This window comes from Pseudomonas sp. WT-JTC, from assembly GCF_056711565.1.
In genome coordinates this window covers 1,923,364-1,945,930 of the sequence record NZ_CM160042.1, presented here as the reverse complement: position 1 = coordinate 1,945,930, position 22,567 = coordinate 1,923,364, and the positions used below count along the sequence as shown (strand labels likewise).

18 protein-coding genes are annotated in these 22,567 nt (G+C 59.8%); 8 read left to right on the top strand and 10 right to left on the bottom strand.

The annotated features are described in order from the left end of the window. Positions 1-11 precede the first annotated feature (11 nt). The 7 genes from AC06G5_RS08820 (at position 12) to cobA (ending at position 10,382) form a co-directional block, all read left to right on the top strand. Complete coding sequence (locus AC06G5_RS08820) at positions 12-587, top strand: ANTAR domain-containing response regulator (RefSeq protein ID WP_008021841.1); 576 nt, start codon at positions 12-14, stop codon at positions 585-587. A gap of 337 nt (positions 588-924) precedes the next feature. Next, a complete protein-coding gene (locus tag AC06G5_RS08815; RefSeq protein WP_104449766.1) occupies positions 925-2,136 on the top strand; it encodes a nitrate/nitrite transporter in 1,212 nt (403 codons plus the stop codon). Between the two features lie 7 nt (positions 2,137-2,143). Next, the gene (locus tag AC06G5_RS08810) at positions 2,144-3,811 is read left to right on the top strand and encodes a bifunctional protein-serine/threonine kinase/phosphatase (protein WP_413422032.1); all 1,668 of its coding nucleotides are present in this window, start codon (positions 2,144-2,146) and stop codon (positions 3,809-3,811) included. Between the two features lie 290 nt (positions 3,812-4,101). After that, positions 4,102-6,555 carry a nitrite reductase large subunit NirB gene (nirB, locus tag AC06G5_RS08805; RefSeq protein WP_413705387.1) on the top strand — a complete coding sequence of 818 codons (2,454 nt, stop codon included), beginning with the start codon at positions 4,102-4,104 and terminating at the stop codon, positions 6,553-6,555. Further along, on the top strand, positions 6,552-6,869 hold the full coding sequence (gene nirD / locus AC06G5_RS08800) for a nitrite reductase small subunit NirD (RefSeq protein WP_102698809.1): 318 nt from the start codon (positions 6,552-6,554) through the stop codon (positions 6,867-6,869). Before nirB ends, nirD begins: the two co-directional genes overlap by 4 nt. Then, on the top strand, positions 6,869-9,586 hold the full coding sequence (locus AC06G5_RS08795) for a nitrate reductase (protein WP_413705388.1): 2,718 nt from the start codon (positions 6,869-6,871) through the stop codon (positions 9,584-9,586). Before nirD ends, AC06G5_RS08795 begins: the two co-directional genes overlap by 1 nt. A gap of 10 nt (positions 9,587-9,596) precedes the next feature. Further along, on the top strand, positions 9,597-10,382 hold the full coding sequence (gene cobA / locus AC06G5_RS08790) for a uroporphyrinogen-III C-methyltransferase (RefSeq protein ID WP_480459250.1): 786 nt from the start codon (positions 9,597-9,599) through the stop codon (positions 10,380-10,382). A gap of 75 nt (positions 10,383-10,457) precedes the next feature. Here cobA and AC06G5_RS08785 read toward each other — a convergent pair whose 3' ends face one another. The 8 genes from AC06G5_RS08785 to ppsA form a co-directional block, all read right to left on the bottom strand. Continuing rightward, entirely contained in the window at positions 10,458-11,504 is a 1,047-nt protein-coding gene (locus tag AC06G5_RS08785; RefSeq protein WP_057399268.1) for an OmpA family protein, read from the bottom strand. Between the two features lie 107 nt (positions 11,505-11,611). After that, the gene (gene sigX, locus AC06G5_RS08780) at positions 11,612-12,202 is read right to left on the bottom strand and encodes an RNA polymerase sigma factor SigX (protein ID WP_075949123.1); all 591 of its coding nucleotides are present in this window, start codon (positions 12,200-12,202) and stop codon (positions 11,612-11,614) included. A 90-nt stretch (positions 12,203-12,292) separates the two neighbouring features. Next, the gene (locus AC06G5_RS08775; RefSeq protein WP_046053154.1) at positions 12,293-13,117 is read right to left on the bottom strand and encodes a mechanosensitive ion channel family protein; all 825 of its coding nucleotides are present in this window, start codon (positions 13,115-13,117) and stop codon (positions 12,293-12,295) included. Positions 13,118-13,119: 2 nt separating this feature from the next. Continuing rightward, positions 13,120-13,368 (bottom strand): hypothetical protein, encoded by a 249-nt coding sequence (locus AC06G5_RS08770; protein WP_008017601.1) that lies wholly within the window; start codon positions 13,366-13,368, stop codon positions 13,120-13,122. 62 nt (positions 13,369-13,430) lie between these two features. Beyond that, positions 13,431-14,426 (bottom strand): zinc transporter ZntB, encoded by a 996-nt coding sequence (locus AC06G5_RS08765; protein WP_413422023.1) that lies wholly within the window; start codon positions 14,424-14,426, stop codon positions 13,431-13,433. A 27-nt stretch (positions 14,427-14,453) separates the two neighbouring features. After that, on the bottom strand, positions 14,454-14,942 hold the full coding sequence (gene rraA, locus AC06G5_RS08760; RefSeq protein WP_177323558.1) for a ribonuclease E activity regulator RraA: 489 nt from the start codon (positions 14,940-14,942) through the stop codon (positions 14,454-14,456). Positions 14,943-15,082: 140 nt separating this feature from the next. Next, the gene (locus AC06G5_RS08755; protein WP_413422021.1) at positions 15,083-16,072 is read right to left on the bottom strand and encodes an alpha/beta fold hydrolase; all 990 of its coding nucleotides are present in this window, start codon (positions 16,070-16,072) and stop codon (positions 15,083-15,085) included. A 197-nt stretch (positions 16,073-16,269) separates the two neighbouring features. Beyond that, positions 16,270-18,645, bottom strand: coding sequence for a phosphoenolpyruvate synthase (gene ppsA, locus AC06G5_RS08750; RefSeq protein ID WP_008017605.1), 2,376 nt, complete (start codon positions 18,643-18,645; stop codon positions 16,270-16,272). 174 nt (positions 18,646-18,819) lie between these two features. On the opposite strand from ppsA, the gene ppsR reads away from it, so the two are divergent. After that, a complete protein-coding gene (gene ppsR / locus AC06G5_RS08745) occupies positions 18,820-19,638 on the top strand; it encodes a posphoenolpyruvate synthetase regulatory kinase/phosphorylase PpsR (RefSeq protein WP_008048584.1) in 819 nt (272 codons plus the stop codon). A 126-nt stretch (positions 19,639-19,764) separates the two neighbouring features. Here ppsR and prpD read toward each other — a convergent pair whose 3' ends face one another. Both prpD and prpF read right to left on the bottom strand, forming a co-directional pair. Beyond that, positions 19,765-21,249: a 2-methylcitrate dehydratase gene (prpD, locus tag AC06G5_RS08740; protein WP_480459249.1), complete on the bottom strand. Its 1,485-nt coding sequence runs from the start codon at positions 21,247-21,249 to the stop codon at positions 19,765-19,767. 124 nt (positions 21,250-21,373) lie between these two features. Continuing rightward, positions 21,374-22,564, bottom strand: coding sequence for a 2-methylaconitate cis-trans isomerase PrpF (gene prpF / locus AC06G5_RS08735; RefSeq protein ID WP_480459248.1), 1,191 nt, complete (start codon positions 22,562-22,564; stop codon positions 21,374-21,376). Between the last annotated feature and the right edge of the window lie 3 nt (positions 22,565-22,567).

The window sequence follows — 22,567 nt, the reverse complement described above, 5'->3', positions numbered from 1 at the left end:
AGACCACGAACATGCTGCGTATCCTGCTGATCAACGACACTGCCAAAAAAGTCGGACGCCTGAAGGCCGCCCTGACCGAGGCCGGTTTCGAAGTGATCGATGAATCCGGCCTGACCATCGACTTGCCCGAACGCGTCGAAACGGTGCGTCCGGATGTGATCCTGATCGATACCGAGTCACCGGGGCGCGATGTCATGGAACAAGTGGTGCTGGTGACTCGCGACCAGCCCCGACCGATTGTGATGTTCACCGACGAGCACGACCCCGAGGTGATGCGACAGGCGATCAAGTCCGGGGTCAGTGCCTACATCGTCGAAGGCATTCACGCACAACGCCTGCAGCCGATTCTCGATGTGGCCATGGCGCGCTTCGAAAGCGACCAGGCCTTGCGTGCCCAGTTGCATGCCCGCGACCAGCAATTGGCCGAGCGCAAGCGCATCGAACTGGCCAAAGGGCTGCTGATGAAAATGAAGAATTGCAACGAGGAAGAGGCCTACACCCTGATGCGCCGCCAGGCGATGAGCCGACAGCAGAAGCTGATTCAAGTGGCGGAGCAGATCATTGCCATGAGCGAGTTGCTTGGCTGAAGTCCAGTGGTGAATGTTCTATTGCCTTCGCGAGCAAGCCCGCTCCCACAGGTTTTGTGGACACCCACTATCCATGTGGGAGCGGGCTTGCTCGCGAATGGCGGCGACTCGGTCTCTAACTGTTGGCACAAATCTCGCTAAGTAATCACCACAGGTAACCAACGGCGGTTGCCCCACCTACGACAAAGACGTCGCGCACCTCATTTGCCCCTGGCGAATCGGGTCGCGGCGTTTTTTCGTTTTGGCCCCACAGCACGGGGCCGGTGGTGCGGCCGTAACGGCGCCCCACCTGCAAGCTCATGACTCCTTCCGAGACTCTTCACAGCTGAGGTGCGCGATGAATTCAAGCTTCTGGAAATCTGGCCATACACCGACATTGTTCGCAGCCTTCCTCTATTTCGACCTGAGCTTCATGGTCTGGTATCTGCTCGGACCTCTGGCGGTACAGATCGCCGCCGACCTGCACCTGACAACGCAGCAACGCGGCCTGGTGGTGGCCACGCCCATTCTGGCCGGGGCGGTCTTGCGTTTTATCATGGGAATGCTGGCTGATCGCCTGTCGCCCAAAACAGCCGGCCTGATCGGTCAGGTCATTGTAATCTGCGCCCTGTTCGGCGCCTGGAAACTCGGTATCCACAGCTACGAGCAAGCGTTGCTGCTGGGGCTGTTCCTAGGCATGGCCGGCGCGTCTTTCGCCGTCGCCCTGCCCTTGGCATCGCAGTGGTATCCGCCGCAGCATCAAGGCAAGGCCATGGGCATCGCCGGTGCAGGGAACTCGGGTACGGTGTTCGCCGCATTGATCGCCCCGGTGCTGGCGGCGGCGTTTGGCTGGAGCAACGTGTTCGGCTTCGCCCTGATTCCGCTGATCCTGACCCTGATCGTCTTCGCCTGGCTGGCCAAAAACGCCCCCGAGCGGCCAAAAGCCAAATCCATGGCCGACTACTTCAAGGCCCTGGGCGATCGTGACAGCTGGTGGTTCATGTTTTTCTACAGCGTGACGTTCGGCGGCTTCATCGGCCTGGCCAGCGCCCTGCCCGGTTACTTCAACGACCAGTACGGCCTGAGCCCGGTCACTGCCGGCTACTACACCGCTGCCTGCGTGTTCGGTGGCAGCCTGATGCGCCCCTTGGGCGGTGCGCTGGCTGACCGTTTCGGCGGTATTCGGACCTTGCTGGCGATGTACACCGTCGCGGCAATCTGCATTACCGCTGTAGGTTTCAACCTGCCGAACTCCTACGCCGCACTGGCGCTTTTCGTCTGCACCATGCTCGGTTTGGGTGCCGGTAATGGCGCGGTATTCCAGTTGGTGCCGCAGCGTTTTCGTCGGGAAATCGGCGTGATGACCGGCCTGATCGGCATGGCTGGCGGCATCGGTGGTTTTGCCCTCGCGGCCGGCATGGGCGCGATCAAGCAAAGCACCGGCAGCTATCAACTGGCGCTGTGGTTGTTCGCCAGCCTCGGCGTGCTGGCCTGGTTCGGCCTGCACGGCGTGAAACGCCGCTGGAGAACCACCTGGGGTTCGGCCGCCGTGACAGCTGCGCGGGTCTGAGGTCGCGATGAGCCTGCAACTGAGTTTCGCCGAAGCCAGCGCCATCGGTCCCCGCGAGGAAAACCAGGATGCCTTGCGCCTGGTCACGCCGGCTCCTGCGCTGGCGGCGAGCAAAGGCTACCTGTTCGCCATCGCCGACGGTGTCAGCCAGTGCGCCGATGGCGGTCTGGCTGCCCGTTCGACGTTGCAGGCGCTGGCGCTGGATTACTACGCCACGCCGGAAACCTGGAGCGTCGCCCAGGCACTTGACCGTCTGCTGTTGGCACAAAACCGCTGGTTGCAGGCCAACGGCGGCGGACAACCGCTGCTGACCACCCTCAGTGCGCTGGTCCTGCGCGGTCGGCGTTTTACCCTGGCCCATGTCGGTGATTGTCGGGTGTATCGCTGGCACGCCGATCGATTGCAGCGAATCAGCGAGGATCACGTCTGGGACCAGCCGGGCATGCAACATGTGCTGAAACGGGCGCTGGGCCTCGATCAACATCTGGTGCTGGATTTTCTTGACGGTGAGTTGCGCCCCGATGAAAGTTTCGTCCTGCTCAGCGATGGCATCTGGGCCGTCCTGGGCGATACCGCCATTGCGGCGATCCTGCGTGATCAACCGGACTTGAAAAGCGCTGCGCAAACCCTGGTCAATGCCGCACACCTGGCGGGCAGCCAGGACAATGCCAGCGCTTTACTGGTGCGGATTGATGCCCTCGGTGAAGCAAGCATTGGCGATGCGTTGATTCACTTGCAGCAATGGCCACTGCCGCCAGCCTTGAAACCGGGTCAGGCGTTCGAGGGCTGGCAAGTCGAGGGGATCGTCGCCCAGAGCCAGCAATCACTGCTTTATCGCGTTCGCGACAATCAGCAACAACCCTGGCTGCTGAAAACGCTGCCGGGGCGCCTGCACGACGATCACCAGGCCGGGCAAGCACTGCTGTCGGAAGAGTGGTTTCTCAAACGCGTGGCCGGTCGACATTTTCCTGAAGTCCATGCCGCCAGTCAGCGTCAGCATTTGTACTACGTGATGCGTGAATATTCGGGCGCTACCCTGGCGCAACGGTATGAGCAAAGCGGACCGTTGCCGCTGCCCCAGTGGCAAGACATCGCCGAACGCTTGTTGCGAGCGGTCGGCCTGTTGCATCGACGGCAGATTCTGCATCGCGATATCAAACCGGAAAACCTGTTACTGGGGCACGATGGTGAGCTGCGCCTGCTGGATTTCGGCCTCGCCTACTGCCCCGGTCTCTCGCAAGATCTACCCTGGGCCCTGCCGGGTACACCCAGTTACATCGCGCCAGAAGCCTTTCGCGGCGAAATGCCGACGCCACAGCAGGACTTGTACGCCGTCGGTGTGACCTTGTATTTCCTGCTCACCGGGCACTATCCCTATGGCGAAATCGAAGCGTTCCAGCGCCCCAGGTTTGGCATCCCGGTCAACGCCAGCCGCTACCGGCCCGACTTGCCGGACTGGATCGCCCATAACCTGGAGCGCGCCGTGGCGGTGGCCCCCGATCAACGCTTCGAAACGGCGGAAGAATGGCTGCTGCTGATCGAACAGGGCGAACGCCGCAGTTTGAATGTGCGCCCCAAGCCGTTGCTGGAACGCGAGCCACTGAAAGTCTGGCGGACATTGGCGCTGGTATCGCTGTTGCTCAATCTGGTGCTGCTGGTGGTTGCGCTCCATTAGCGGGCAGCGCGCTTTGAATCGGTGCATTCCCTCACGATTCTGTCCCTATGAAGAGGATGAACGCCAATAAACACGGGACCTGAGCGACTTGGCACAACCGCTGCATTACCTCTTTCAACAGACATAAAGCGCAGGCTTCAACGACGAAGGCTGCACTTCCCGAGAGAACGGGACCAGGACAAAGGTGTCCTCGCCAGGTAACTGGCGGGACGCCTTTTTTTGTTTGCGCAAAATTTGTCGAGCATGGCCTGAACCCTGATGAGGCAGGCCTGAGCTCCCCGGAGAACCTGATGAAAAAACTAAAACTGGTGATGATCGGCAACGGCATGGCCGGGGTCCGGACCCTGGAAGAACTGCTCAAACTGAGCACAGAGCTGTACGACATCACGGTCTTCGGCGCCGAACCGCACACCAACTACAACCGCATCCTGCTGTCGCCGGTGCTGGCGGGCGAACAGACCTTCGAAGAGATCGTGCTCAACGACCTGAGCTGGTACCTGGACAACAACATCAAACTGCTGCTCAACCGCAAAGTGGTGGAGATCGACCGGGTCAGGCGCCGGGTCATTGCCGAAGACGGCAGCGAAGCCGAATACGATCGCCTGCTGATCGCCACCGGCTCGACACCTTTCATCCTGCCCATTCCCGGCAACACCCTTGAGGGCGTGATCGGCTACCGCGACATCGCCGACACCCAGGCCATGATCGACACCGCGAAAACCCACCGGCACGCCGTGGTGATCGGTGGCGGTCTGCTCGGCCTGGAGGCCGCCAACGGCCTGATGCTGCGGGGCATGCACGTCACCGTGGTACACATCGGCGAGTGGTTGATGGAGCGGCAACTGGACAAGACCAGCGGCCAATTACTGCAAACCGCCCTGGAGGCTCGTGGCCTGCACTTTCGCCTGTGCGAACAGACCCAGGCCTTGCACGACGCGGGCAACGGCCGGGTCGGTTCGGTGCAATTCAAGAACGGCGACATCATCCCCGCGGATCTGGTAGTGATGGCCGCCGGCATTCGCCCCAATACCGAACTGGCGGAGAAATCCGGCATTCCGTGCAACCGCGGGATTCTGGTCAACGACACCCTGCAAACCTACGACCCGCGGATCTATGCCATCGGTGAGTGCGCCAGTCATCGCGGCATCGCCTATGGTTTGGTGGCGCCACTGTTCGAACAGGCCAAGGTCTGCGCCAACCACCTCGCGCAACTCGGTTTTGCCACCTACAAGGGCTCGGTGACCTCAACCAAACTGAAGGTCACCGGCATCGACCTGTTTTCCGCCGGCGACTTCATGGGTGGTGAAGGCACCGAGACCATTACCCTCTCGGACCCGATCGGCGGGGTCTACAAAAAACTGGTGATCAAGGATGACGTGCTGGTCGGCGCCTGCCTGTACGGCGACACGGCAGATGGCGGCTGGTATTTCCGGCAGATCCGTGAAAACCATGCCATCAGTGAGATCCGCGATCACTTGATGTTCGGTGAAAATGCACTCGGCGACGTAGGACACCAGGGCCAGGACAAAGCCATGAGCATGGCCGACAGTGCCGAGGTCTGCGGCTGCAACGGCGTGTGCAAAGGCACCATCGTCAAGGCGATCCAGGAGCACGGGCTGTTCAGTGTCGACGAAGTCAAGAAACACACCAAGGCGGCCAGCTCCTGCGGTTCATGCGCGGGTTTGGTGGAGCAGATCCTGATCAACACCGTGGGCGGCGCCGCCGACGTCAAGCCGAAAAGCGAAAAGGCCATCTGCGGCTGCAGCGATCTCAACCACGGACAGATCCGCCAGGCCATTCGCGAGCAGCACCTGCTGACCATCGCCGGCACCATGAGCTACCTGAACTGGCGCACACCCAATGGTTGCGCCACTTGCCGGCCGGCACTCAATTACTACCTGATTTCCACCTGGCCGGGGGAAGCCAGGGACGATCCGCAATCGCGCCTGATCAACGAAAGAGCTCACGCCAACATCCAGAAAGACGGCACTTACTCTGTCGTCCCGCGGATGTGGGGCGGTGTGACCAATCCTTCGGAACTGCGGCGCATTGCCGACGTTGCCGACAAGTACAACGTGCCGATGGTCAAGGTCACCGGTGGCCAGCGCATCGACTTGCTGGGCATCCGCAAGCAAGACCTGCCAGGGGTATGGAAAGACCTGGACATGCCGTCCGGCCACGCCTACGGCAAATCCATCCGCACGGTGAAAACCTGCGTCGGCAGTGAGTTCTGCCGCTTTGGCACCCAGAACTCCACACAGTTGGGTATCGAGCTGGAACATGACCTGTTCAACATGTGGTCACCGCACAAGGTGAAACTGGCTGTCTCCGGTTGCCCGCGCAACTGCTCGGAAGCCGGCATCAAGGATGTAGGAATCATCGGCGTGGACTCCGGCTGGGAGATGTACATCGGCGGCAACGGCGGGATCAAGACCGAAGTCGCGGAATTCTTCGTCAAACTGAAAACCGCCGAGGAAGTCCGCGAATACAACGGTGCATTCCTGCAGCTCTATCGCGAAGAAGCCTTTTATCTCGAACGCACCGTGCACTACCTGCAGCGGGTCGGCATGGACCATATCAAGAAAGCCGTGCTTGAGGACCCGGAGCGTCGCAAGGCGCTCAACGATCGCCTGCAATTCTCGCTGTCGTTCGAACAGGACCCGTGGAAGGAACGCCTGGAACAGCCACAGCTGAAAAAAGAATTCGACGTCATCCCCGTGAAAAACCTGGAGGTGCTGGCATGAACTGGCTGGATATCTGCGCACTGGATGAAATCAATGCCCTGGGCTCGCGGATCGTCGCCGGCCCAAAGGGAGACATCGCGATTTTTCGTACCAGCGACGACGAAGTGTTCGCCCTCGATGACCGCTGCCCGCACAAGGGCGGCCCGCTGTCCCAAGGCCTGATCTACGGCAAACGAGTGGCCTGCCCGCTGCACAACTGGCAAATCGATCTGCAAAGCGGCGAAGCCCTGGCCCCGGACGTCGGCTGCGCCCACCACCACCCGGCACGGGTCGAAAATGGCCGAGTGATGCTGGCCTTGCGGGACGCAGGCTGATGGACCGCCAGATCACCGCGTCCACCTGCTGTTACTGCGGGGTCGGCTGCGGGGTGCTGATCGAGCACGACGGCGAGCGCATCCTCGGCGTCAGCGGCGATCCGGCACACCCGGCCAATTTCGGCAAACTGTGCAGCAAGGGCTCGACCCTGCACCTGACCGGGGACGTGACGGCGCGGGCGCTGTACCCCGAACTGCGCCTGGGCAAAGGCCTTGCCCGCCACCGCACCGACTGGGATACCGCCCTCGATCACGCCGCCAGCGTTTTTGCCGCGACCATAACCGAACATGGCCCGGACAGCGTGGCGTTCTACATTTCCGGGCAACTGTTGACCGAGGACTACTACACCTTCAACAAGCTGGCGCGTGCCCTGGTGGGTACCAACAACATCGACAGCAATTCGCGGCTGTGCATGTCCTCGGCGGTGGTCGGCTACAAACGCAGCCTGGGTGCCGACGCCCCGCCCTGCAGCTACGAAGACCTGGAGTTGAGCGATTGCGTGATGATCGTCGGCAGCAACATGGCCTACGCCCATCCGGTGCTGTTTCGTCGGCTGGAAGAAGCCAAATCCCGCCGGCCGCAGATGAAAGTCATCGTCATTGACCCACGTCGTACAGATACCTGCGATCTGGCTGACCTGCACCTGGCGATCTTGCCTGGCACCGATGTCGCCCTGTTCCATGGGATTTTGCATCTGCTGCTGTGGGAAGACTGGATTGATCGTGACTTCATCAGGGACCACACCGAAGGTCTGGCTGAGCTGAAAAGCCTGGTGCGTGACTACACGCCGCAAATGGTTTCGCAGCTCTGCGGAATCAGCGTCGAGCAATTGCAGCAATGTGCCGAGTGGGTCGGTACATCACCAAGCTTTCTGTCGCTGTGGTGCATGGGGCTTAATCAGTCCACCGCAGGCAGCGCGAAAAACAGTGCACTGATCAATCTGCACCTGGCCACCGGGCAAATTGGCCGCCCGGGTGCCGGCCCTTTCTCGTTGACCGGTCAGCCGAATGCCATGGGCGGGCGGGAAACCGGTAGCCTGTCTAACCTGCTGCCGGGCCATCGTGACGCCGCCAACGCTGAGCACCGTGCCGACGTGGCCGCTTACTGGGGCGTTGATCAACTGCCTGAAAACCCGGGGCTGACTGCCATCGAGTTGTTTGAGCAGGTGGCCAGCGGCAAGATCAAAGCCTTGTGGATCGCCTGCACCAACCCCGCGCAGTCTCTTCCCGATCAGACTGCCGTGCGCGCGGCACTGGAAGCCTGTCCGTTCGTGGTCTTGCAGGAGGCCTTTCGCACCACTGAAACCGCCAGGTTTGCCGACCTGTTGTTGCCCGCCGCCAGCTGGGGCGAAAAGGACGGCATGGTGACCAACTCCGAACGGCGTATTTCCCATGTCCGCCGCGCGATCGTCGCACCGGGTGAAGCACGTCCGGACTGGGCGATCACGGTGGATTTCGCACAGCGTCTGGAGAAACATCTGCGTCCGGAAGCGACCAGCCTGTTTGCCTTTGAAACCCCGGCGCAGGTCTTCGACGAATACAAACAGCTGACGCGTGGTCGGGATCTGGACTTGTCCGGGATCAGCCACGGGTTGCTCGACAAAATCGGCCCGCAACAATGGCCCTTTCCTACGGGGTCCAGCGCAGGCACCGCCCGCCTCTATCTCGACGGCATTTTCCCGACTTCCAGCGGACGCGCACAGTTCGTGGCCGATCCGTATCGTGCCGCCAAAGAGCAACGCGATGCACGCTTCCCGCTGACCCTGATCACCGGCCGCCTGCGTGATCAATGGCACGGCATGAGCCGCACCGGCACCGCCGCGCAGTTGTTCGGTCATGTCAGTGAAGCCGTGTTGAGCCTGCACCCGGATGAGCTGCGCCGGCATCGCCTGCAAACAGGCGATTTGATCAGCCTGAAAAGCCGCCGCGGCGCGGTGATCATGCCGGTCGCCAGTGACGACAGTGTGCGTCCGGGCCAAGCCTTCTTGCCGATGCATTTTGGTGACCGTTTTCTCAAGGGGGGCGTGAACAGCCTCACCCTGCCCGCCTTCGACCCTTTGTCGAAACAACCGGAGCTCAAACACAGCGGCGTGCGCCTGGAACCGGTGCAATTGCCTTGGCACCTTTTCGCGCTGATAGAGGGCGATGTCCAACAACATTTTGAGACTCTACGCCCTCTCTGCGAGGCGTTTTCCTACGTCAGCCTCAGCCTGACCGGTCGCGAGCGCCCTGCACTGCTGATACGCGCTGCCAGCGCCATGGCGCCAGATCCGCAACTGCTGCGCGATATCGATCAATGCCTGGGGCTAAACGATGGACCGGTCCTGGCCTACGACGATCCACGACGCTCCATCGGTAAACGCGTGCGGATCGAGAACGGCCGGATCACCGCGATCCGCTTGGCGGGTGAAACCCTCGCCCGGCACTGGCTGCAAAACCTCTGGCTTGAAGGTCGCGCCGATGAACAGCTACGGCGCTGGCTGCTGGCGCCACTGAGTGCCCCACCGGGCCAGGTCGACGCTGAAGAGATCGGCAACAAAACCCTGTGCAACTGCAAAAACGTCAGCCAGAACGCGGTCTGCGCCGGCATCCGCCGCGGCCTGGACTTGCAGGGCTTGAAACAAGAATTGGGTTGCGGCACGCAATGCGGCTCCTGCGTCCCGGAAATCAAGCGTTTGCTGGCCGCCACAGCGCAGCCGCAAGCCGCCATCTCGTGAGGAAAACACTATGAGTGCAAAAGTCTGGCTGGTGGGTGCAGGTCCCGGCGATCCCGAGTTACTGACCCTCAAAGCTGTTCGGGCGTTGAGGGAAGCGGATGTGGTGCTGATCGACGATCTGGTCAACGACGCGGTGCTGGAACATTGCCCCGATGCACGGATTATTCCGGTGGGTAAGCGCGGTGGCTGTCGTTCAACGCCGCAAGCCTTTATCCATCGCCTGATGCTGCGTTATGCCCGCCAGGGAAAATGCGTGGTGAGACTCAAGGGGGGCGACCCGTGCATCTTCGGGCGTGGCGGTGAAGAAGCGCAGTGGCTACGCGAGCGTGGCATCGAGACCGAATTGGTCAACGGCATCACTGCCGGGCTGGCAGGCGCGACGCAATGCGATATTCCATTGACCTTGCGCGGCGTGGCACGCGGGGTGACGCTGGTGACCGCCCACACTCAGGATGACTGCAGCCTGAACTGGCAAGCGCTGGCCCAAGGTGGCACGACACTGGTGATCTACATGGGGGTGGCAAAGCTCAGCGAAATCCGTGAGCAATTGCTGGCGGGGGCAATGGCCGCAGACACGCCGGTTGCGATGATTGAAAACGCGTCGTTGCCGCATCAACGGGAATGTCGAAGCAGCCTGATGGCAATGGAGGAAGATGCCTGTGCCTTCGAGTTGAAAAGCCCGGCAATCCTGGTGATCGGCGCAGTCGCAGCTAACGCCATCCCCTCCTGTGGGAGCGAGCCTGCTCGCGAAGAGGCTCCATTCGTCGACATCAATGCTGGACTTCAACGCGCCTGACGCGTCCTTCCTCACCAAATCGCAGGCAAAGAAAAGCCCGGCCTGAGCCGGGCTTTTCTCAGAGCTGCGCGCTAATTACTTAGCGTGAGCTTCAACCTGCGCTTCTACGCGACGGTTAACAGCGCGACCAGCTTCAGTTTTGTTGTCAGCAACAGGGCGGGATTCGCCGTAGCCAACGGACTGAACGCGGGACGACTCAACACCGTACTGGTTGGTCAGAACTTGCTTAACGGCGTTTGCACGACGCTCGGACAGTTTCTGGTTGTAAGCGTCAGGACCGACGTTGTCAGTGTGACCTTCAACAGTAGTGGTGGTCGATGGGTACTGCTTCATGAAGTCAGCCAGGTTCTTGATGTCGCCGTAGCTGTTTGGCTTGACTACCGACTTGTCGAAGTCGAACTTCACGTCCAGCTCTACACGAACGACTTCAGCAACAGCCGGGCAGCCATCAGCGTCAACAGTTACGTTGGCCGGGGTGTCCGGGCACTTGTCGACATTGTCGCAAACGCCATCGTTGTCGCTGTCGGAGCAGACTTCTGGTGCTGGAACCGGAGCAGCAGCAGGCTTGTTGCCGCCACCGAAGTTCACACCCAGACCTACGGACGGGATGTAGTCCCAACGGCCGTTGTCCAGTTTGTAGTCAGCTTCTACGCCAGCACGAGCGTAGACGTTTTCGAGGAAGTAGTACTTCAGGCCAGCGCCAGCAGTCAGGAAAGTCGACTGGTCACGACCGGTGTGGCCGTCAGCGGCTACGTTGGTCATGCTGCCGTGCTTGACACCACCTTGAACGTAAGGACGCAGAGCGTCGCCAGCGTTGTTGAAGTGGTACTGAGCGTTCAGACCGAACTGGTCGCCTTCGATTTTCTGATTACCAGTACCGTTGTTCGAACGGGTGTGGTCGTCATTGTTGTAGGTCAAGTTCAACGATACGTCGTCGGTCAAGAAGTAACCGATGGAGGCGCCAGGAGTGTAGCCGTCTTCAACGTTGTTAACGCTGTCGTTGTACTTCTTCCCGTAGTTGAGCTCGCCTTCAACTGCGCCTTGGCCTTGTGCCAGTGCGCCGAACGAAGTAGCGGCAATAAGAGTACCAATGGCCAAGCCCAAGGTGTTTTTCAGTTTCATCCGTTAAATCCCCATCTGGTGATTGTGAAGCAGTCCCGCAAACCGGGGGACAACTCGGCGGCAAGTCTAACAGAACTTGCCTACACGTAAGAGATATTTGCGCTGAACTAAGTTTCAGCAATGCCTGCAAATTTCTCACGCAATTTATCCAGAGCGCGTTTGTACCGCATTTTTGTTGCACTCAAACCCATATGCATGATGTCTGCGATCTCCTGAAACTCCAGCTCTGCGACAAAACGTAGCACCAGAATTTCGCGGTCAATCGGATTCACATACACCAGCCAGCGATCAAGTCCACCCTTTTCCTCAGGTTTCGGCGCCTTTTCTTCGGACGCTTCCTCGAGGGGGTCAAGACTCAATGCGTCCATCAAGCGACGCTTTCGCCGTTCCTTCCGATACTGTGTGATGCACTCGTTGTACGTGATGCTATATAGCCACGTCTTGAACTTCGATTTACCTTCGAAGTTCTTCAGGCCATACAGCACCTTCAACATGACCTCCTGACAGACATCGTCTGCATCACGATCGTTCCCGAGATATCGCGCACACACATTAAATAATGTTCGCTGGTAACGCCGCATCAGTTCTTCATAGGCGCGTGTTACGTGAAACAGCTCGGTATGCGAGCGCGCGACCAACTCCTCATCAGAGAGCTCGCGGGGGTCGTAGCGCATGGATAACGATTGGGCTTTATTCAAAACAAGTCGGGCCGACAGTCAGGTCAATGTCCGCCGCAGCCAGCATCAGCGGGCATTTTGCGGCGGCATACATTAGCAGGGTTTGCCGGGTTAGCGGCTACTCACATGCTGCTCAAGGAGGATCCGATTGGAAAGAGAGACTAGCTCACCCTCATCGGTCAGCAATGTGGTTTTAACCGTGCCGATCTCTTCGATCTGGCCTTCGACCTCGCCAACACGCACTTGTTGCCCAACCTGGTACAGCTCACGCACGTAGATACCCGCAAGGATCTGGCCGGCAATTTCCCGGCTTCCCAAGCCCATGGCCAGCGCTACCGCCAGACCAACGGTTATCAAAACGATCACGATCACATGGTTCAGCAGGTCGGTCTTGACCTCCAACTGGCTGATCGCAACCGAAATACTGATGATGATCACCAGGCCCTGGGCAATTCGTCCAAGCCCTGCAGCATAGTCCAGGCCTACGCCTTCTGCCGCTCCACGCACCAGCCCGTTGGCCAGTTGCGCCAGTAAAACGCCTACCAGCAACACCAGCGCCGCGCCGAAAACCTTCGGTACATACAACGCAAGCATATCCAGCGTAGCTGAAACTCGTTCAAGCCCAAGAGATTCTGCGGCAGAAACCAGAAAAATCAGCAGGACGAACCAATAGACGATCTTGCCGATCAGGGTCGAAATGGGAACCTGCAATCCGGCGCGGGACAGCAGCTTGGTCAGACCGGTGCCACCCATCAAGCGATCAAGGCCCAATTTGGCGAGCAATTTGGAAAGCAGGGTGTCCAGCAGCTTGGCCACGACGAAACCCAACAGCAGCACGACCAGTGCGCCGAACAGGTTCGGAATGAAGTTCGCAACCTTGGTCCACAACGCAGTCATTGCAGTGACGAGGCTCTGGGTCCAGAGATCAAGTTCCATATTCAATCAGCCTTATCAGCAGTGCGAGCGGTAGGTTTGCGAAGACGGGACACTGGCGCGACATGGGCCGAGCCGTTGTTCAGGGCGATCATCAGGGCGGGCAGCCAGCGGCCAAGCAGGCTGAACAGATCGCCTGCGCCGACCTGGCGGTTGGCGGTTTTGAGTACTCGCCCAAGGCACGCATCGTCGTCCCGGGTGGACGGTGAGGCGTTGAGCATGTCGCGCAAAGACTGTTCAAACGGATCGTGCATACGCACCTCTCGTGATGTCTGTGGAAGACGCGGTGAGTTTTGATCGGGTCACATGGTTTCCCTCAGACCCAGCGCAAACGTCGGAACAACCACCACTGCCCCAGCGCCACCGAGACCATCATCAGGCAGGCGATCAGAAAGCCATAAGGGCTGGCAGAGAATGGAATTCCACCGACGTTGATCCCCAGAAGCCCGGTCAGAAAACTCATCGGCAAAAAGATCCCGGTGATGACGCCAAAGCGATACATCGTGCGATTCATGCGCACGCTCAACCGACGGTCTTCCGCTTCCAGAACCAGCCCCACCCGCTCCCGGGTCAATTCCAGCTCTTCGAGGTAGCGGGTCAGGCTGTTGTTCAATTCGTTCCAGTAATCACCATCGTCCTCGACGAACCAGGGCAACTTGATCCGGGTCAACTGCCCGAAAATATCCCGCTGCGGAGCAAGAAAACGCTTCAACGCGGCGGCCCTGCGACGGATCTGCAATACTGCACCGTGTTCCGGCGCATACCGTTCGTCGGCATCCAGCTTTTCTTCTTCCTCATCGACCACTTCCGAGAGGTCGCTGACCAGATCCTGCACCTTGTTGGTGAGGTACTGCGCCATGTACAGGATGAGTTCGGAGGCTGTTTTCGGCCCTTTGCCGTCGGCCAATTGCACCAGCAACTCTTCAGTGGCGCGCAATGGACGCAAACGCAGGGAAATGACCCGCTGGGCAGAACCGAAGATCCGCACCGACACCATGTCTTCCGGCTCGGCACCGGGGTTCAGATTGACCCCGCGCAAAAATAGCAGCAGTTCGCTGTCGGAAAGCTGTAAAAGTCGCGGACGGGTGTTTTCTTCGAGCAACAGGTCACAGCTGAATTCGCTCAGACCACTGGATTTGCGTAACCAGGTCCGGGTTTGCGGATGACTGCGATCCCAGTGCAGCCACAGGCTTTCATGCGCCTGCAGCTGCAAGTCATCAAGTTCAGTCCGGGCAATCGAACGCGCGCCGCCTCTACCGTCCAGCACCAGGGCATGCACCAGCCCCCATTGCGCGTTTTCTTCCTCGAACATCCGCACTCCTCTGATCTGCAGCCGTTTTTATTCAGGCATTTTCAGCGGGCTGGGCGAGATGATCACGCCGTTGTTGTCCGCATAGATGTAATGGCCCGGATGGAAGGTCACGCCAGCGAAGGTCACGGCAACGTTGAGATCACCGATCCCGCGCTTGTCGGTTTTCATCGGGTGGCTGGCCAGCGCCTGGACCCCCAGGTCGGTTTGCGCAATGACGTCGACGTCACGGATGCAACCGTAGATCACCAGGCCTTCCCAGCCATTATTGGCCGCTTTCTCGGCGAGCATGTCGCCCAGCAGCGCGCGGCGCAGGGAGCCCCCGCCATCGACCACCAGAACCTTGCCATTGCCCTTGAGCTCGACCTGCTCCTTGACCAGCGAGTTGTCTTCGAAACACTTGATGGTCACGATTTCGCCACCGAAAGAATCACGGCCGCCGAAATTGCTGAACATCGGTTCCAGCACCTGCACCAGTTCCGGATAGGCATCGCACAGGTCAGGCGTGAGGTAATGGATCATCGAGAAACTCCTGTAAAGAGGAAGACAGCACGAACATCAGTGATGGCTCAGTCACGGAAAGTGACCAGAACAGCTCAATGCGTCATATCTTAGCCGCAAGCCGACCAGAGCGAAATGCCCTTGTTAGAGCATCAGGTTCAAACCGCCGCGGCCAAATCCCCTTGCTCTCCCAACAACGGCGTCTGCTGATCCGCCAGCCAGCGAACCACCAAAGGCCAGACTTCAGCCTGGGCAGGTTTGCTGACAAGCATTTCAACATGGCCGAAATTATCGACAAAACCCTGGTCACGACCCAGATTGATAAATTGCTTGTGCTCGGAACCGAACTGCTCGAACAGTTTGCGACAAGCCCACGCGGGATCCTGATGATCACCCGCTGCGCTCACGGCAAGCACCGGTAACTTGACCTCGGCCAAACCGTCCCACCAGTTTTTATCGGCATCGCCGAAGCGCCCGAACAGACCGTACCAACGCATGCTTTCCAGGGCCAGGCCGATAGGCTCGTCCTCCGGACCGCGCTTGAGCCTTGATCCGGACAACTGGGCAAAACGTTTGAGAATGAAGCGACCGCTCCACTCCACCGGCGGAATCTTCAATGGCCAGTAGGTGCGACTGACCTGGGCGCCAAAAAACGCCGCCGAAGCCACGACTGGCTCACCGATGTACTCGCCGCCCAGCGCCGCTGCCAGTGTAATGCCGCCCAGCGAGTGACCGATCCAGTGCGGGACCTGCCCGCTCTGTTCGCGCACGAACGCGCCAATGGCCGGCAAGTCATAGCGAGCGTAGTCAGCGACACGGTTCTTGCGATAGTCGTGGTTGCGCTGGGACAGGCCGTGACCGCGCATTTCCGGAATCCAGACGTCGAACCCCAACCGGGCCAGATAAGCGCCCAACCCCAGGCCCTTGGGAGAAAACCAGAACCGGCGATTGGAAAAACTGCCGTGCAGCAGGATCACCGGCACACCGCGGGAAGACGGCTCATCGGCCAAGCCGAGACGCGTCACAGCCAGCTCGACGGTGAAGTCAGGGCTGTTGCCGGGCTTCAAACGATACACATCTTCGCTCAGATCACCGCGCCGTTCGGCGCTGATCAGGGCGACAGGAAATAGGTTGCTGCTGCTTTGCATAATCTCTTGCACAAAAAAGGGCGGCATCCTACAGGAGCCCGCCCTACTTGAATCTCAAAAAGACCGCTCCCTGTAGGAGCGAGCCCTGCTCGCGAAGAACCTCAGGACACCACGTTTATCCAGGATAAACGCGTTATCGTTGAAGTCCATCGCGAGCAAGCTCGCTCCTACAGAGAGAGCGGCCCGTTTTCACACGATCAAGCCGAAGCCTGACCCTCAGCCAGGAAGAACCAGGTTTCCAGCACGGAGTCCGGGTTCAACGACACGCTTTCGATGCCCTGTTCCATCAGCCACTTGGCCAGGTCCGGGTGGTCCGAAGGGCCCTGACCGCAGATGCCGATGTATTTGCCGGCCTTGTTGCACGCGGCAATGGCATTGGCCAGCAGCTTCTTGACCGCCGGATTTCGCTCATCGAACAGGTGCGCAATGATCCCGGAGTCACGGTCCAGGCCCAGGGTCAACTGGGTCAGGTCGTTGGAGCCGATGGAGAAACCGTCGAAGAATTCAAGGAATTCTTCCGCCAGGATGGCGTTGGACGGCAGTTCGCACATCATGATCACGCGCAGACCGTTCTGGCCACGGGCCAGACCGTTTTCCGCCAGCAGATCGACCACCTGGCTCGCTTCGCCCAGGGTACGGACGAACGGCACCATGATTTCGACGTTGGTCAGGCCCATCTCGTTGCGCACACGCTTCAGAGCGCGGCACTCGAGCTCGAAGCAGTCGCGGAACGATTCGCTGATGTAACGCGACGCACCGCGGAAGCCCAGCATCGGGTTCTCTTCTTCCGGCTCGTACAGCTTGCCGCCGATCAGGTTGGCGTATTCGTTGGACTTGAAGTCCGACAGGCGCACGATGACTTTCTTCGGCCAGAACGCAGCCGCCAGGGTGCTGATGCCTTCGACCAGTTTCTCGACGTAGAAGCCTACCGGATCGTTGTAGCCGGCGATGCGCTTGTCGACGCTTTCCTTGATGTCCAGCGGCAGGCCGTCGTAGTTCAGCAGTGCCTTGGGGTGCACGCCGATCATGCGGTTGATGATGAACTCCAGGCGAGCCAGGCCCACACCGGCGTTCGGCAGCTGTGCGAAGTCGAAGGCGCGGTCGGGGTTGCCGACGTTCATCATGATCTTGAACGGCAGCTCAGGCATGGCGTCAACGGAGTTCTTCTTGATGTCGAAGCCCAGTTCGCCTTCGAAGATGAAACCGGTGTCGCCTTCAGCGCAGGAAACGGTCACGCCCTGGCCGTCTTTCAACAGCTGGGTGGCGTTGCCACAACCGACTACGGCCGGGATACCCAGCTCACGGGCGATGATCGCCGCGTGGCAGGTACGGCCGCCACGGTTGGTGACGATGGCGCTGGCACGCTTCATGACCGGCTCCCAGTCCGGGTCGGTCATGTCGGACACCAGTACGTCGCCTGGCTGGACCTTGTCCATCTCGGACACGTCCTTGATGATGCGCACCTTGCCGGCGCCGATGCGCTGGCCGATGGCGCGACCTTCCACCAGCACGGTGCCGGTTTCTTTCAACAGGTAACGTTCCATGACGTTGGCCTGGGTGCGGCTTTTCACGGTTTCCGGACGGGCCTGCACGATGTACAGCTTGCCGTCGTCACCGTCCTTGGCCCATTCGATGTCCATCGGGCACTGGTAGTGCTTCTCGATGATCATCGCCTGCTTGGCCAGCTCGCTGACTTCGGCGTCGGTCAGGCAGAAACGTGCGCGCTCGGCCTTGTCCACGTCGACGGTCTTGACCGAACGACCGGCCTTGGCCTCGTCGCCGTAGATCATCTTGATGGCCTTGCTGCCCAGGTTGCGGCGCAGGATCGCCGGGCGACCGGCGGCCAGTGTGCCTTTGTGGACGTAGAATTCATCCGGGTTCACCGCGCCTTGCACGACGGTTTCACCCAGGCCGTAGGCGCCGGTGATGAACACCACGTCACGGAAACCCGATTCGGTATCGAGGGTGAACATCACGCCGGCGGTGCCGGTTTCGGAGCGGACCATGCGCTGTACGCCGGCCGACAGGGCTACCAACTTGTGGTCGAAGCCCTGGTGCACGCGATAGGAAATCGCGCGATCGTTGAAAAGGGAGGCAAATACTTCCTTGGCGGCGCGAATGACGTTTTCGACACCACGGATGTTCAGGAAGGTTTCCTGCTGACCGGCGAAGGATGCGTCCGGCAGGTCTTCGGCGGTAGCGGAAGAACGCACGGCCACGGCCACGTCAGGATTGCCGGCGGACAGCGCTGCGAACGCGGTGCGGATTTCGGTATTCAGCTTTTCAGGGAACTCGGCTTCCATGATCCATTGACGGATCTGGGCACCGGTCTTGGCCAGGGCATTCACGTCGTCGACATCCAGTGCATCGAGGGCATCGTGAATCTGCTGATTCAAGCCGCTCAGTTCCAGGAAATCACGATAAGCCTGAGCGGTCGTGGCAAAGCCACCGGGCACCGATACACCGGCACCTGCCAGGTTGCTGATCATCTCGCCCAGGGATGCGTTCTTGCCCCCCACATGCTCAACATCGTGTTTGCCGAGCTTATCGAGGGAAACTACGTACTCTACCAAGGTGATCTCTCCACTAACTGTGTTGGAAAAGCTCAGAAACCGGCTGCTCTATGGAGCGTTTGCCAGCTATATGGCCTGGACCTGGAAAATAAGTGAGAATGCGGGCCATTGGCGGCCGGCAAATCGCGCCTATCATATCCAAGATTCGTCACTAGCTTAAGGCCCAAGGTGCAAATGAAACGATCTGCTTTCTTTATCTCCGATGGTACCGGCATTACCGCCGAAACCCTGGGTCAAAGCCTTCTGGCGCAGTTCGAAAACATTACCTTCAGCAAAGTCACGCGGCCGTATATCGACAACGTGGACAAAGCGCGGGCCATGGTACAACAAATCAACAAGGCCGCCGAAACCGACGGCTTCCGTCCGATCATCTTCGACACAATTGTCAATCAGGACATTCGTGAGATTCTCGCAACCTCGAATGGTTTCATGATCGACATCTTCTCGACGTTCCTGGCACCGCTTGAACAGGAACTGACCGAGCATTCTTCCTATACCGTGGGCAAGTCCCACTCCATCGGCGCCAACACCAATTACATGGAGCGTATCGAGGCCGTAAACTTCGCCCTCGACAACGACGACGGCGCACGCACGCACTATTACGACAAGGCCGACCTGATACTAGTGGGCGTGTCGCGATGTGGTAAGACGCCGACGTGCCTGTATATGGCGATGCAATTCGGTATTCGCGCAGCCAACTACCCGCTGACCGAAGACGACATGGAACGCCTGCAACTGCCGTCCGCCCTGCGCGCCCACCAGCACAAGCTGTTCGGCCTGACCATCGACCCGGACCGCCTCACCGCGATTCGCAACGAACGCAAACCCAACAGCCGCTATTCGAGCTACGCCCAGTGCGAGTTCGAGGTGCGCGAGGTCGAGAACCTGTTCCGCCGCGAAAACATCCCGAACATCAACTCCACGCATTTTTCCGTGGAAGAAATCTCCGCGAAGATTCTCGTGGAGAAAGGCGTCGAGCGGCGGTTCAAATAGATTTGTAGCGCCTGATCTGCCGCCTTCGCGAGCAAGCCCGCTCCCACATTTGACCGAGTTTACCCAGGAGGAATGCGATCAAATGTGGGAGCGGGCTTGCTCGCGAATGAACGATAACGCGGTCTCCTAGATCACAAACAAATCAACAAACCGGTTCACCGGCGTTGCCTCAAGCCGCGCCTGGTCCTTGCACAACGCAAAAATCTCTTCGCTACGCTGACGGGTGAATCGTGTCAGCAGGTTCGCCCTGAACTTTTCCTCCAACAACGGAATGCCCTCGGCACGGCGTCGACGATGGCCAATCGGGTACTCCACCACCACGTTCTCGGTGCTGGACCCGTCCTTGAAAAACACCTGCAGCGCATTGGCAATCGAGCGTTTATCCGCCTCCAGGTATTCGCGGGTGTAACGCGGTTCCTCGACGATAACCATCTTGTCGCGCAGCACATCGATGAGCGGATGCGCCCTGTGGAAATCGTCTTCGTAGTGCTCGGCCACCAGATTGCCGAAGGCCAGCGGCACGGCAGTCATGTACTGGATGCAATGGTCTCGGTCGGCGGCATTGGCCAGCGGCCCGACCTTGAAAATGATGCGGATCGCCGACTCGTGGGTGGTGATGACGATCCGGTCGATTTCATGCAGGCGATTACGCACTTGCGGATGTAGCGTCACTGCCGCTTCGCAGGCCGTTTGCGCGTGGAACTCGGCGGGAAAACTGATCTTGAACAGCACGTTTTCCATCACGTAGGTACCGTACGGTCGCGACAAACTGAATGCACGCTTGTCTGCTGGCTTGAGTGCCAGATCGTTATTCGTATGGCTGAACAGCACGTCGTAGAAGCCCCACTGCCTGGCCGTCAGCACACCGGGAATGCCCATTTCGCCACGCATCGCAATGTCCGCCAGGCGCACGCCACGACTGGACGCATCCCCCGCCGCCCAGGACTTGCGCGAGCCGGCATTCGGTGCATGCCGGTATGTACGCAGGGCCTGACCGTCCGCGAAGGCGTGGGACAACGCCGACAACAACTGCTCGCGATTGGCGCCCATCAGCTTGGCCGTGACCGCGGTCGAGGCGACCTTCACCAGAATCACGTGATCGAGGCCGACACGGTTGAACGAGTTTTCCAGGGCGATCACGCCTTGAATCTCGTGAGCCATGATCATCGCCTCAAGTACCGTACGCACAGTCAGCGGCGCCTCGCCATTGGCCAGGCGCTTTTGCGACAGGTGATCGGTCACCGCAAGAATGCCGCCGAGGTTATCCGACGGATGCCCCCACTCGGCGGCGAGCCAGGTGTCGTTGTAGTCGAGCCAGCGCACGATGCAACCGATATCCCAAGCCGCCTTGACCGGATCCAGCCGAAAAGACGTACCGGGAACCCGAGCACCGAACGGCACCACGGTACCTTCGACCACGGGCCCCAGGTGCTTGGTGCATTCGGGGAAACGCAGGGCCAGCAGGCCGCAACCCAAGGTATCGATCAGGCAGTTACGGGCGGTGTCCAGCGCCTCTTCGGACTCGATCTTGAAATTGAGGACGTAATCGGCAATGTCCTGCAGGACCTTGTCGTAGTCGGGGCGGTTGTTCAGGTCGACGTTGGCACTCATGTTCGATTCACTCTTGCAGGAGCGAGCTCGCTCGCGAAAAACTCAAGACCGCTGCTGGTTATCTGGTTTACGCGTTATCGCTCACGACCATCGCGGGCAAGCCAGCTCCTACAGAGGGTATGGGTCAGAACGAATCCCCCGGCACGCGCACGTACCCTTCCATCAACACCCGCGCACTGCGACTCATGATCGCCTTGTTCACGGTCCATTCGCCGTTGACCTGGCTGGCCTCGGCGCCGACGCGCAAGGTGCCGGACGGGTGACCGAAGCGCACCGCGTTGCGCTCGACACCGCCCGCAGCGAGGTTCACCAATGTGCCGGAAATCGCGGCGGCCGTTCCGATCGCCACGGCCGCCGTCCCCATCATCGCGTGGTGCAACTTGCCCATGGACAGTGCACGCACCAGCAGGTCGACATCCCCTGCGGCAATCGCCTTGCCGCTGGACGCCACGTAGTCCGCCGGTTTGGCCACGAAGGCCACTTTCGGGGTGTGTTGGCGTTTGGCGGCTTCGTCGATGTTCGAAATCAGCCCCATGCGCAACGCACCGTAAGCACGGATGGTTTCGAACATCAGCAAGGCTTTCGGGTCGCCATTGATTGCGCCCTGCAACTCGGTGCCTTTGTAGCCGATGTCTTCGGCATTGATAAAAATTGTCGGGATACCGGCGTTAATCATGGTCGCCTTGAAGGTACCGACGCCGGGCACTTCCAGATCATCCACAAGGTTGCCGGTAGGAAACATCGAACCGCCACCGCCCTCTTCGTCCGCCGCCGGATCGAGGAACTCGATCTGCACTTCGGCCGCCGGGAAGGTCACGCCATCGAGCTCGAAATCGCCGGTTTCCTGCACTTCACCGTTGGTGATCGGAACGTGGGCAATGATGGTCTTGCCAATGTTGGCCTGCCACACGCGAACCACCGCCACACCGTTGTGCGGGATGCGGCTGGCGTCCACCAGGCCATTGCTGACGGCGAACGAACCGACGGCCGCCGACAGGTTGCCGCAGTTGCCGCTCCAGTCGACGAAAGGCTTGTCGATGGACACCTGACCGAACAGGTAGTCGACATCGTGATCGGCCTTGATGCTTTTCGACAGGATCACGGTCTTGCTGGTGCTGGAGGTCGCGCCGCCCATGCCGTCGATTTGCTTGTCGTACGGGTCGGGGCTGCCGATCACGCGCAACAGCAAGGCATCGCGAGCAGGGCCGGGAACCTGTGCCGATTCAGGCAAATCCTTGAGGCTGAAAAACACGCCCTTGCTGGTGCCGCCACGCATGTAGGTAGCAGGAATCTTGATTTGCGGTGCATGAGCCATAGT

Bases quoted from the DNA above. Each gene is read 5' to 3' on its own strand.
- AC06G5_RS08765 (WP_413422023.1), bottom strand. From the start codon at position 14,426: ATGTTCGAGGAAGAAAACGCGCAATGGGGGCTGGTGCATGCCCTGGTG.
- AC06G5_RS08755 (WP_413422021.1), bottom strand. From the start codon at position 16,072: ATGCAAAGCAGCAGCAACCTATTTCCTGTCGCCCTGATCAGCGCCGAA.
- prpF (WP_480459248.1), bottom strand. From the start codon at position 22,564: ATGGCTCATGCACCGCAAATCAAGATTCCTGCTACCTACATGCGTGGC.
- prpD (WP_480459249.1), bottom strand. From the start codon at position 21,249: ATGAGTGCCAACGTCGACCTGAACAACCGCCCCGACTACGACAAGGTC.
- cobA (WP_480459250.1), top strand. From the start codon at position 9,597: ATGAGTGCAAAAGTCTGGCTGGTGGGTGCAGGTCCCGGCGATCCCGAG.
- AC06G5_RS08820 (WP_008021841.1), top strand. From the start codon at position 12: ATGCTGCGTATCCTGCTGATCAACGACACTGCCAAAAAAGTCGGACGC.
- AC06G5_RS08785 (WP_057399268.1), bottom strand. From the start codon at position 11,504: ATGAAACTGAAAAACACCTTGGGCTTGGCCATTGGTACTCTTATTGCC.
- AC06G5_RS08810 (WP_413422032.1), top strand. From the start codon at position 2,144: ATGAGCCTGCAACTGAGTTTCGCCGAAGCCAGCGCCATCGGTCCCCGC.
- AC06G5_RS08795 (WP_413705388.1), top strand. From the start codon at position 6,869: ATGGACCGCCAGATCACCGCGTCCACCTGCTGTTACTGCGGGGTCGGC.
- AC06G5_RS08815 (WP_104449766.1), top strand. From the start codon at position 925: ATGAATTCAAGCTTCTGGAAATCTGGCCATACACCGACATTGTTCGCA.
- ppsR (WP_008048584.1), top strand. From the start codon at position 18,820: ATGAAACGATCTGCTTTCTTTATCTCCGATGGTACCGGCATTACCGCC.
- nirB (WP_413705387.1), top strand. From the start codon at position 4,102: ATGAAAAAACTAAAACTGGTGATGATCGGCAACGGCATGGCCGGGGTC.
- nirD (WP_102698809.1), top strand. From the start codon at position 6,552: ATGAACTGGCTGGATATCTGCGCACTGGATGAAATCAATGCCCTGGGC.
- AC06G5_RS08775 (WP_046053154.1), bottom strand. From the start codon at position 13,117: ATGGAACTTGATCTCTGGACCCAGAGCCTCGTCACTGCAATGACTGCG.
- AC06G5_RS08770 (WP_008017601.1), bottom strand. From the start codon at position 13,368: ATGCACGATCCGTTTGAACAGTCTTTGCGCGACATGCTCAACGCCTCA.